Origin of the sequence: Robinsoniella peoriensis, assembly GCF_000797495.1 — a bacterium.
In the GTDB taxonomy this organism is placed as follows: Bacteria; Bacillota; Clostridia; order Lachnospirales; family Lachnospiraceae; genus Robinsoniella; species Robinsoniella peoriensis.
Genome location: NZ_JTGN01000010.1, coordinates 248273 through 261115, shown reverse-complemented (window position 1 = coordinate 261115; position 12843 = coordinate 248273). Strand labels below are relative to the sequence as shown.

Genomic DNA, 12843 nt, shown 5'->3' with positions numbered 1-12843 from the left:
GAATCTGTTATTCCAGATTCGCTTCCAATTCCCCGTAAAGATTATCGATTGCACCCTGCGCATCGGTCTGTCCCGTCCAGTATGCATTCAGACTGTCTATCATACCTGCTTTCATACCATAGAAATTAGGATTTTTAGTTGGCATCACCGCTTTGTCTAATGCACTCTTATAATCACTTCTATATGGCAGTTTTAAATAATCATCACTTTCCAGAACCTTGAGGTTTGCCGGTATCTGACCGGATTTTGCCCAGGTCGCACCGCCGTCTGAAGATGCAGCCAGTGCGAATTCCACTGCCGCAAGAGTCTCGTCTTCTGTCCTTTCTTTGCTGAAAGGAATAATCAGTGTATGGGAGTCTGCCCAACAAGCATCATTATCAAACAACTGTGGAAACGTCTGTGCACCAAACTTCAGGTTTTCCGTACTCTCAAGCGCTCCTGTCGCCCATGTTCCCGCAAACAGCAGACCTGCTTTACCGCTTTGGAAAAATGCCTGATGATCATCTATTCCTTCTAATATGTATCCTTTGTCATAAAGACTTTTCACAAATTCTGCTGCCTTTACGGCTATTTCTTTATCCATTGTTACCTGTGTGCCATCATCGCTGACCAGGGCTTTTCCACCCATCTGATAGTAAGAAGCCCACCATAAACGGTATGGATCATCACCGGAATTAGTTAAAGATAATGCACTGCTGCCTTCCGGGATAACTGCTTTTATTTTATCCAGGACAGCATAAAACTCGTCTGTACTTCCAATATCCAGCTGACCGTTTTCATTTAACTCCACACCGGCATCCGTCAGAATATCTTTGTTAAAATACATAATTTCAGCATGTGTATCCAGAGGAACCGCATATACATCTCCGTCAAAAGTTACACTATCCAGAGAGTTTTGTGAGAACAGACCGGATAAATCCACGCCCAGCTGATCCAGATAATCATTTAATGCAATTACAGATCCTTCATTTACTAATTCGGGCAGTTTGGACACATGGGATATTCCGATATCCGGTCCTTTCCCGGCAGCAACAGCCGTTTGCAGCTTTGTATAATAATCATCCCACACTAACATGATTGACTGCACGCCCATTTTGGGACTTCCCCCATTATAATCTGAAATAATCTGATCCATAAATGTTCCGTCACCGCCACTGAACAGGGACCAGAAAACCAGCTTTCCATCATCTATTTTCACATTTTCCGGATTGTTCACGGTACCATCCTCGTTTACATCTGTTACAGCACCTGACGCTGTTTCTCCATCAGATGAACTGTCTGATTGTGCACCAGCGCTGTCAGCCTGGGTATTTATTTCTGTTGAATCTTTGCTCCCTTCCTTATTATCTGCCGTTGTACTGTTTCCACATCCAGCCAATGCTGTTCCTAAAACGCAAACCGCTAAAATCACACTCACTATTCTTTTTTTCATAAAGAACCTCCAACATTATTATAGGTTTTTAAGCTGCTCCCTGTTAGTTTTGCCGGCACTAACGAGTTATTTAAACATATTTACTGTTTAAATAGATAAAATAGAGAATCAAAAAATATTATTATAACAATATTTCTGTTTCTATATTTTGTATATTACGTTATTTTACCATTTTTGTCAATATGTATTTTGCATTAATTGTATAATTTCACATTTATTTTGCTCTATTATTTTTTATCACCATAAATCATGTCATAATATGTATATTTTTCTCACATAGTTCTATTTTTGCAGCACAGATTCTTCACGTCCCTCTGTCTGTAATCAGGTAAACAAAAAAAGATCAGCCCTAAAAGCCAATCTTTCTTTGCCGTTTATTTAAAACAGCCATTACCTGTATTTTAATTTCAAATACTGTTTACACTTTTTAATATTCGATATTCATTACGATATCCTGTTCAAAGTCTCCATATCCTCTGCCAAATATATTGAATCCACCTACATATTTTGTATGTTCCTTATTTCCAATTTTTACATCTATATACGGCAGAGACATTAGATTCAATTCCTCTACTTTGATATCTGAAGCCCTGGCTTCGTTGATATATGCCCCATCCTTGCGAACTTCCCATGTCATGAGCAATCCATATTGTGTAGAACCATTGGGCCATATGGAAGGATTCAGCCTTCCCCGCCTCGCCCCAAAATCTCCCGGGCTTGTCCAGGTTCCGCACTCCGTACCATTAATCCAGACTGTTATATCAGATTTCCAGTCCTCTCTGTAGTTTGGCGCTTCGGAACAGATTTCTAAAGAAACGCTGATACGTTTCGGTAATCGTTTTTTAGGCACTGCGTTTGCAAACTTATATTCCACAAAACCTGAGGATGTCCATAAGAGCTGGGCATTTACCCTTTCCGGCAAATAAAAACTGTACTCCGCATCTTCCATTCCAATCACTCCGGATCTGCTGTATAATCCACAGGTTGGCGATACATTGCACGCGCAATAGGCACCTACCGGCATCTCAATGCTTGTGATTTCATCAATATCCGTATTCACTGCTGACAAATCAATCGTAATAAAATCTCTTTTTCGGTTACAGAGCTTTGTAGACCCCCGGGTTCCCGGCTGCGTCTCCATTCTAATCAATCCCGCCTTCTCCAGAATCTTCAAGTGCAGCGCCGCACTTGACGCAGGAATATCCAGTTTCTTTGCAATGTCTCCAATAATTAACCCCTCTTCATACAAGAGTTTTAATATCTCTATCCGAATAGGTGAAGACAGCGCCTTCCCTACATTGCAAAGTTCCTCTTCACTTGTCATATCCAATTCTAATATCTTTGCCAAGTCTGCTCCCCCTCAAATGCTGTAATATTTCATTTAAAATGGCTTTAATTTTTCCCTTTAAACTCCATTATTATACCGCATCCAATCTGTAAATTCAATGAGAAGCTGAGAGCTGCCAGGTGAAACTCAGAAAGGGAGACAATCATTTTCTAAAGCGTATACTATAACATCCTGATCCTGCACTTGCGCTCATAAAACCATTCTCTGCCACAAACTCCAGACCATCCCCGTCCAGGACTTCTTTTGCCTGATCCAGACAAATCTTAGCCTGTGTATTATGAGGAATACGTACTTTCATAGTTACTTCATCGCCGGAAACATTCCATTGGGAGGTTATATCTCCATATACCGAACAGTAATTTGCTTTCACATAATCCAGTCCGCCGCCAATTCTTGGATATATAGTGGTGAATTTATATCCACTTTTTTCTTCGTCTGCTTCGATTCCGGCAACTACACGGTACAGCCATTCACCAATTGCACCATAAGCATAATGGTTAAAGGAGTTCATGTCCGGGCTCCACATGGTTCCATCCGGTTTCATGCCATCCCAGTGTTCCCAGACTGTAGTCGCTCCCATTTTTACCTGATACAGCCAGGATGGGAAATCATCTTTTAACAGCAGTTCATAAGCTTCTTTTGTATGTCCGTTCTGGCTTAAAGCATGGCAGAAATACGGTGTACCCACAAATCCGGTAACCAGATGTCCATTTTCTTTATCCAGTAATCTCAATAACCCTTCCACTGTCTTTTCCCGGTATGCTTCCGGAACCAGGTTAAAATACAGGGCTACAATGTGCGCTGTCTGTGTCTGGGCAGTCATATTCCCTTCACTGTCAAAGAAAGTTCTCTGGAATTTATCCACTATTTTTTCATACAGATCACTGTATTGCTTCTCATCTTCGCTGTTCCCAAGTATCCTGGCAATCTTCACAAATAATCCGGTTGAATATGCAAAGTATGCGGTACAGGTCAGGTCATTCGGGGTAGCCCCAAAGTAGCTGCCTTCTTGTGCATCCAATGCCACCCAGTCACCAAACTGTAATTTATAATTCCAGATATAGTCTTTTGCATGTTTTTCCATGAAACCGATCCATGCTTTCATACTGGAATACTGATCTTCTAATATCTTTTTATCTCCATAAGTGAGATACATTGTCCATGGGTTAATAACTGCTACATCAGCCCATGCCGCTGCAGAATGACTTCCCTGTTCTAACAGCCAGTCACCATCTGTTTTACCGGAAAGAATGTCTGGTACTACATGGGGAACTCCTCCCTCTGGTGTCTGATCAGCTGCTACGTCTTTCAGCCATTTTGCAAAGAAATGATAAGTGTTCATGAGATAACTTGCAGTACGGCAGAAGATCTGAGCATCTCCGGTCCATCCAAGTCTTTCATTTCTCTGCGGGCAGTCTGTAGGCACATCTACGAAGTTTCCTTTTAACCCCCATAAAATATTATGCTGAAGCTGGTTGATATCCGGATTAGAACATGTAAAGGTACCTGTCTGTTCCATATCAGAATGTACCGCATATGCAGTGAAATCCTCTATTTTAGGTTCACCCGGATAAGCTGCAATCTTCGCAAACTGGAATCCCATAAATGTAAAATTAGGATGGTATTCCGCTTCCTGATCATCTTTGCAAATATATGTAAGAGTCTCTTTTGCCCCTCTTAAGTTATCCAGATAGACATTTCCGGCTGCATCTAATACTTCAAAGCAGTTAAGTTCTACTCTATCTCCGGCTTTTCCTTTTACCTTTACATGAATCCAGCCAGTCATATTCTGACCAAAATCAATCACGGTATCACCCTGTGGTGTTTTAAAAATTCGTTTTGCCGCTACCGGCTCTACCTCTGTTACTTTGCTGAAACTCTGTGCTTCCAGCACTTCTTTATTGAAAGAAACAGTTTCTACATCCCAAAAGCCTTCTGCTGCAAATCCGGCTTCTGCCCAGCCTTCTATTTCCTCTCTGGCATCATAAATCTCTCCATCATAAATCTCGGAAAACAAAACCGGTGCATTACATCCCTTCCAGGAAGAATTGGTCACTATTGTATCTGTGGTTCCATCTTCATATGTAATACAGATCTGTCCTAAAAATGCTGTCTGATCACCATAATTATTGCGGTTGCCCACAAATCCCATTTTACCTTTATACCATCCTGCTCCCAGCATTGCTCCTACACCATTTTCTCCTTCTTTCAAAAGCGTGGTGATGTCGTATGTCTGGTAAGTTAAATGCTTCAGATAAGAAGTCCAGCCCGGTGTTAATTCATCTGTTCCAACTTTCTGACCATTAATATAAAATTTATATAATCCCAGGGCAGTAGTGAATGCATACGCTGCTTTAACTTTTCCTTTCACTCCGAAACTGCTTCTTACATAAGTCCCTTTGGACTCACCTGCATTCTCTTTTGTCTCTGCAGAGATGAATTCTGCTTTCCATTCCTCACTTGTGAACAGCGCCGTCACAAAATATCCTGTCTCACTCCATTCGCTGGATTCTCCATCCGCATCAGAAGCTTTCACACGTACAAAATATTTTTCAGAAGATTTTATCTGTAACCCATTTGCAAACACGTGAGCGGATTCATCGCTTGTAATCTTCCCGCTGTTAAAAAGCAAATGTTCAAATTCTTCATCGGCTGCAATCTGCAGCTCATAAGACGCCTGCATAACACCGCGTTTATTACTTTCTAATATCCAGCCAAACTGTGGTACCTCAGTAACTCCCACGGGATTTTCCTGGTAATTCATTTTTAACTTTGCTATTTTCAACATTGTACTACCTCCATTTTTATATTTGTTTCCATGCCCATCCAACATTCAGTTACCATATTTATATTATATAGATTACATGAAAACAGCAGGTTGTACAATAACGGTTCTTTATGCTTCTATTGACCATTTTTTAGGTTGTGCTTTTCCGGTAATCTCCGGGAGTGCATCCCACAGCAGCCCTGAATTTCTTATAAAAAAAGTTCATGTTGTTATATCCGCACATGGTTACAATTTCCGTTACCGGAAGGTCTGTATTCTCCAGCAGGACCAGCGCTTTATTTAAACGCTGTTCCTGAACATGCTCAACAAAGCTCCTACCCGTCTTTTCCTTTAGGAGATTGGTCAGATACGCAGCATTAAATCCGAAATATTTCGCCATCCCGCTCAGGGTACAATGTTCATAGTTTTCTTCTATATACGATAATACTGAGAGAATCTGAACATTGTGGGAAACATCCTTTTCTTTTTCTTTGGACGCATCCCGGTAGGTTCTCAAAAGTTCTGTAAAAAGTATGACCATATAACTGTCAAGTACTTCCTGTACTCCCAGGTCTTTATTATAATATTCCAGCAGAATCTCAACCATGATCTTTCTGACCTTTGGATTGTTATGAGATGGAAAGTATAAATAATGCTTTTTCTGCTGATTTCTTGTCACCGCTTCCATCAAAAACTGGGATAAGATCCCTTGTTTGGTCATTCGTGACAAAAATGCAGATGCAAAAAATTCTTTTCTCATCAGGATATTCAGTATAATGTCATTCTCACCTGCTTTTTCTATGGAATGCACCACACTGGTATCGAAGATACACACATCTCCTTCCTGACTGACTACTTTTCTTCCTTCAATCATCTGGACACAAGTTCCTGACCACACATAATTCAATTCAATATAGTTGTGGGCATGGGGCTTAATATCCACAAAACGGTCCTGCCGGTTAACGCCGATATTCTCATAAGGATTCATAAAATAATCCCCTTCAAATAAATATGCTCCCTTTTCCATGGAACTATATTTACTATATTCTCTATGAATCCTGGGATTTTCAAAATCCACTGTCCCCTTTACCAGATTTTCCTTCTCCTGTTCCGTAAAAGAACGCAAAAAAATATCTAATTCATCTTGAGTCATATTACCTCCTGATCTGATGCTCATCCAGCTCTAACTTAGAATGTGCCTGAAGCGCACTTTAGTAATCATTCTAAACAATATATCGAAGTTCGTCAAATACCTTCCGAAATAATCTCATTTTACCTAAAGCAAAAACCCGGTATCATGCCGGATTCCACAGATAAGTTTTCTTATTATTTATATATAGAAAACTTATCTTGAAAACCAGGATGATACCGGGTTCTGTTTCACCCTTACCGTTTACCATTATGCTTCTTCTAAATTCAGGTATTTAGCTACATACTGTCCGGTATAAGATTTTGGATTACGGGCGATTTCTTCCGGTGTACCACTAGCGATAACGGTACCACCTTTGTCTCCGCCTTCCGGGCCGATGTCGATAATATAATCTGCCGTTTTAATTACATCCAGGTTATGCTCGATTACCACTACCGTATTCCCACCTTCTGACAGACGCTGTAATATCTCGATTAATTTATGAACATCCGCAAAATGAAGACCTGTAGTCGGCTCGTCCAGAATGTATATCGTCTTTCCTGTACTACGCTTACTCAATTCTGTTGCCAGCTTGATTCTCTGGGCCTCTCCACCTGATAAGGTGGTTGACGGCTGTCCCAAACGGATATAGGATAATCCCACATCGTATAGAGTCTCTATTTTCCTGCGAATGGATGGAATATGTTCGAAGAATGTCATAGCTTCTTCCACGGTCATATCCAAGACATCATAGATACTCTTACCTTTATATTTAACATCCAGCGTCTCACGGTTGTATCTTTTCCCCTGACATACTTCACAGGGTACATATACATCGGGAAGAAAATGCATTTCTATTTTCAGGATACCGTCACCACTGCAGGCTTCACAACGGCCGCCCTTGACATTAAAACTAAATCTTCCCTTCTTATATCCTTTCGCTTTTGCATCAGAGGTAGATGCAAATAAGTCACGAATCTGGTCAAACACGCCGGTATAAGTAGCCGGGTTTGATCTTGGAGTACGTCCGATTGGTGACTGGTCGATATCAATCACCTTATCCAGCTGATCAATTCCTTCGATAGTTACATGCTTTCCGGGTATCACTCTTGACCGGTTCAAATCCCTTGCAAGCCTCTTATATAAGATCTCATTTACCAGAGAACTTTTACCGGATCCGGATACACCGGTTACGCATGTCATAACTCCAAGGGGAATCTCTACATCTATATTCTTCAGGTTATTCTGTGCTGCACCCACGACTTTAATAAATCCTGCCGGCTCTTTTCTTATTTCCGGAACCGGAATCTTAATTCTTCCGCTGAGATATGCACCTGTCACAGATTTTTTATTTTTCATAATCTGTTTTGCCGTTCCTTCAGCCACGACCTCACCGCCGTGTTCTCCTGCCCCCGGTCCAATATCCACGATATAATCTGCCGCCAGCATTGTGTCCTCATCATGTTCTACTACAATCAGAGTATTTCCCAGATCCTTTAAATTATTTAGTGTACGCAGCAGCTTATCATTATCCCTCTGATGCAGTCCTATACTTGGCTCATCCAGAATATACGCAACCCCTACAAGACCTGACCCGATCTGCGTAGCCAGGCGGATACGCTGTGCTTCACCACCGGATAAAGTTCCGGTTGCCCTTGCCAGTGTCAGATATTCCAGTCCAACATCGATGAGGAAGCCGATTCTTGCTTTAATCTCTTTTAATATTTGATGTCCAATCATTTCCTGGTGTTCTGTCAGTACCATACTATCCAAAAACTTCTGGAGTTTCCGTATAGACATTGCCGTCACCTGAAAAATATTGGTATCGTTAATTGTAACCGCCAGGGCTTCCTTTTTCAGTCGCTGTCCTCCACAGGTCTTACAAGGTGTTACTCTCATAAATGCTTCATATTCCTGTTTCATGGAATCGGAACCTGTTTCCCGGTAGCGGCGTTCCACATTACGGATCAGCCCTTCAAACGCAACATCATAGACACCTTCTCCACGCTGTCCGCGGTAATATACTTTCACTTCTTTTCCATTTGTCCCATGAATTAGCATATGGCGGATATTTTCCGGCAGATCCTGATACGGCATATTCAAATCAAATTTATACTCTTTTGCCAGTGCATCCAGAATCGCTCTGGTATAACTGCCTTTATCAGTACAAGACTGCCAGCCCATTACCGTAATCGCTCCGTCCGCAATACTCAGTGACTTATCCGGAATCATCAGTTCTTCATCAAACTCCATCTTGTATCCCAATCCATAACAATCCGGACATGCACCGAAAGGATTGTTAAAAGAAAAGCTTCGGGGCTCGATCTCATCAACACTGATACCGCAGTCCGGGCAGGAAAAACTCTGGCTGAACCGCACCGGTTCTCCATCCTGGACATCTACCAGAACCAGTCCTTCTGCCAGATTCAATACATTTTCCAGGGAATCTGTCAGCCTTTTCTGTATCCCTTCTTTTATAACAAGACGGTCTACAACAATTTCGATATTATGCTTTTTATTTTTATCCAGTTTTATTTCTTCAGATAACTCATACATATTCCCATCTACACGGACACGGACATAGCCACTGCGCTTTGCCTGCTCAAACAGTTTCGTATGCTCGCCTTTTCTGCCCCGGATTACCGGTGCAAGAAGCTGAATCTTTGATTTTTCCGGCAAGGCCATGATCTGATCCACCATCTGGTCCACCGTCTGCTTCGCGATCTCTTTCCCGCACTTCGGACAGTGTGGGATACCAATTCTGGCATACAGCAGACGGAAGTAGTCATAAATTTCCGTAACCGTTCCAACTGTGGATCTGGGGTTTCTGTTCGTTGATTTCTGATCAATGGAAATCGCCGGCGGAAGACCTTCAATACTCTCTACTTCAGGTTTTTCCATCTGTCCCAGGAACTGTCTTGCATAGGATGACAGAGACTCCATATATCGTCTCTGCCCTTCTGCATAAATAGTATCAAATGCCAGGGAAGATTTACCCGATCCGCTTAGCCCGGTCAAAACCACAAATTCATTTCTGGGAATATTCAAAGTAACATTCTTTAAATTATGCTCGTTAGCTCCTCTTATTTTTATATACTGCTTACCATTTTTTACTGCCATTCTATTCTATCTCCTGTAATTGTTTCTTTAGTGTGATCATCTTGTCACGTAAATCTGCAGCTGCTTCAAAGTTTAATTCTGCCGCTGCCTGCTTCATCTGTTTTTGAACCTCTCCAACCAGTTTTTCCAGTTCTTTTCTGCTCATGGATTCCGGATCTTTTTCGAATTCCATTTCATTTTTAGCCACTGCCTTGGATATACTGATAATATCACGTACCGCTTTTTTAATGGTCTGAGGGGTAATTCCATGCTCCCGGTTATAAGCTTCCTGCACGGCACGCCTTCTCTGTGTCTCGCCAATTGCCAGTCTCATAGAATCCGTTATCACATCTGCATACATGATAACATGCCCGTCTGAGTTTCTGGCCGCACGTCCTATTGTCTGTATCAGACTGGTAGCGGAACGCAGGAAACCTTCTTTATCCGCATCCAGAATTGCAACAAGGGTAATCTCCGGAATATCCAGGCCTTCTCTTAACAGGTTAATTCCAACCAGAACATCAAATACACCCAAACGCATATCGCGGATAATTTCAGACCGCTCCAATGTATCGATATCCGAATGCAGATACCTCACTTTAATTCCAATTTCCCTCATATAATCTGTCAAATCTTCAGCCATGCGCTTAGTAAGGGTTGTAATCAGAATCTTATTGCCTTTATCTACTTCTTTATTTACTTCTCCAACCAGATCATCGATCTGGCCTTCTACCGGGCGAACTTCAACCTGGGGATCCAAAAGTCCCGTCGGCCGGATAATCTGCTGTGCTCGCAGCAGTTCATGCTGTTCTTCATAATCTCCCGGTGTTGCAGAGACAAACATAATCTGATCAATTTTGTTTTCAAACTCTTCAAAGTTCAATGGTCTGTTGTCTTTTGCAGAGGGCAGCCGGAATCCATAATCAACCAAGGTACTCTTTCTGGACTGGTCACCTGCATACATTCCCCGAATCTGGGGTACCGTCTTATGAGACTCATCTATAATCATCAGAAAATCATCCGGGAAATAATCAATCAGTGTATGAGGGGTAGCTCCCGGCTCTAATCCCGATAAATGTCTGGAATAATTTTCAATACCGGAACAGAATCCGGTTTCCTTCATCATCTCTATATCAAAATTCGTTCTCTCGGAAATTCTCTGAGCCTCCAGCAGCTTGTCTTCACTTTTGAAATATGCCACTCGTTCCTTCAGCTCTTCTTCAATATTGGCTGCTGCTTCCAGTATTTTCTCCATGGGAACAACATAGTGGGACGCCGGGAAAATGGCAATGTGCTCCAATGAACTTTTAATCTCACCCGTTAATACATCGATTTCTACGATACGGTCAACCTCATCTCCAAAGAACTCCACTCTTACAGCCGTATCACTGGAATCTGCCGGAAATATTTCAAGTACATCCCCTCTTACCCGGAAGGTACCACGCTTAAAGTCCATATCATTCCGGTCATACTGAATGTCAATCAGCTTATGAACCACTTCGTCACGGTCTTTTTCCATTCCCGGGCGCAGTGAGATTACCATCTCCTTATAGTCCACCGGGCTTCCCAATCCATAAATGCAGGAAACACTGGATATGATGATAACATCATCTCTCTCTGCCAGGGATGTGGTCGCTGAAAGCCGAAGCTTATCTATTTCATCGTTTATGGATGAATCCTTCGCTATATAGGTGTCCGATGAAGGGACGTAGGCTTCCGGCTGGTAGTAATCGTAATAGGACACAAAATACTCCACCGCATTCTCCGGAAAGAACTCCTTAAACTCACCGTAAAGCTGGGCAGCAAGGGTTTTATTATGTGCGATAATCAGGGTTGGTTTTTGTAGTTGCTGGATGACGTTTGCCATCGTAAAGGTCTTACCGGAACCTGTGACTCCAAGTAACGTTTCAAATTGGTTGCCTTCTTTAAAGCCCTGAACCAACTCGGCTATAGCCTGCGGCTGGTCGCCGGTGGGCTGATATTCTGATTGTAATTTGAACTCCATAATGTATTTTACCTCCGTGGTGACCGAAAAAGTATAGGTTCAAAGAATGTCTGTCTTTTGCAGGTTACGCTAATCCTTCACTGCTTTCCAACAATAATCCATCATAATTGCTCACATACTCTTTGTCCTGCAAAATCCGATATTATTCAAATTCGCTTTCTGCAAAAACTTCAGATTCTTTTTTCATCATTATTAACTGTGTCCTAGTATACCACAGCCCACACTATTTTTCAAACATTTGTTTGCTTTTTTACAATATTTCTCATTCCTAAAAAAAGCCATTATATCAAGGTCTCCCTTCATATAACAGCTTTTCTTATTGTTCTAACGCTTTTATAATCTCCCGCTTATAATCCAGAAATGTATCTGTCAGGTTGAAATCAGCCCTTCGGGGCTTTGGCTCCTGTATCCGGATTTCTTTTGTAATCTGCCCTGGCTGCCCGGTTAATAAATAAATGCGGTCCGACAGGATAATGGCCTCGTCTATATCATGGGTGATAAATATGGTTGACAGCCGGATATGTTCCATGACATCCAGATACCATTTATGCATTGCACCTTTTGTAATCGTGTCCAGGGCACTGAACGGTTCGTCCAGAAGTGCCACTCCCTGAGAAAACATATAGGTCCTTAGCAGCGCCGCTCTCTGCCTCATTCCACCGGATAGCTGGCTGGGATATTTTTTCTCTGTTCCTTCCAATCCAAATTCTTTAAAATAGGAAGATACTTTTTCTCTCGCCGCTTTTTTACCGATACCTTTTACCAGAAGGGGGAGCGCCACATTATCTTCGATTGTCCGGTACGGAAGCAGCAGGTCTCTCTGAAGCATATAGCTGATGTACCCAGCCTGTCCGGTAATATTTTTTCCATCCAGTAAAATTTCTCCGCCATCCGGTGAAGCCAGCCCTGAAATAACGTTAAAGAGTGTGGTCTTTCCCACACCGCTGACCCCCAGAAGGCAGACCAGTTCCCCTTCACTTACCTCTATTGATACATCTGATAATATCTGTTTATCTTCAAATGCCTTTGATATATGGTTTGCCGCTAATTTTATCATTTTGTC

7 protein-coding genes are annotated in these 12843 nt (G+C 41.9%); all 7 read right to left on the bottom strand.

The annotated features are described in order from the left end of the window. Positions 1-7 precede the first annotated feature (7 nt). Entirely contained in the window at positions 8-1432 is a 1425-nt protein-coding gene (locus QR40_RS20320; RefSeq protein ID WP_027296745.1) for an extracellular solute-binding protein, read from the bottom strand. A gap of 427 nt (positions 1433-1859) precedes the next feature. Further along, a complete protein-coding gene (locus QR40_RS20315; protein ID WP_027296744.1) occupies positions 1860-2780 on the bottom strand; it encodes an ArsR/SmtB family transcription factor in 921 nt (306 codons plus the stop codon). A gap of 142 nt (positions 2781-2922) precedes the next feature. Continuing rightward, complete coding sequence (locus tag QR40_RS20310; RefSeq protein WP_044296554.1) at positions 2923-5568, bottom strand: alpha-L-rhamnosidase; 2646 nt, start codon at positions 5566-5568, stop codon at positions 2923-2925. A gap of 130 nt (positions 5569-5698) precedes the next feature. Further along, positions 5699-6700, bottom strand: coding sequence for an AraC family transcriptional regulator (locus QR40_RS20305; RefSeq protein ID WP_044296553.1), 1002 nt, complete (start codon positions 6698-6700; stop codon positions 5699-5701). Between the two features lie 246 nt (positions 6701-6946). Further along, entirely contained in the window at positions 6947-9796 is a 2850-nt protein-coding gene (gene uvrA, locus QR40_RS20300) for an excinuclease ABC subunit UvrA (RefSeq protein ID WP_044296552.1), read from the bottom strand. A gap of 1 nt (position 9797) precedes the next feature. Further along, positions 9798-11780, bottom strand: a complete 1983-nt coding sequence (gene uvrB, locus QR40_RS20295; protein WP_044296551.1) for an excinuclease ABC subunit UvrB — start codon at positions 11778-11780, stop codon at positions 9798-9800. Positions 11781-12096: 316 nt separating this feature from the next. Then, the gene (locus QR40_RS20290; protein WP_044296550.1) at positions 12097-12837 is read right to left on the bottom strand and encodes an ABC transporter ATP-binding protein; all 741 of its coding nucleotides are present in this window, start codon (positions 12835-12837) and stop codon (positions 12097-12099) included. Between the last annotated feature and the right edge of the window lie 6 nt (positions 12838-12843).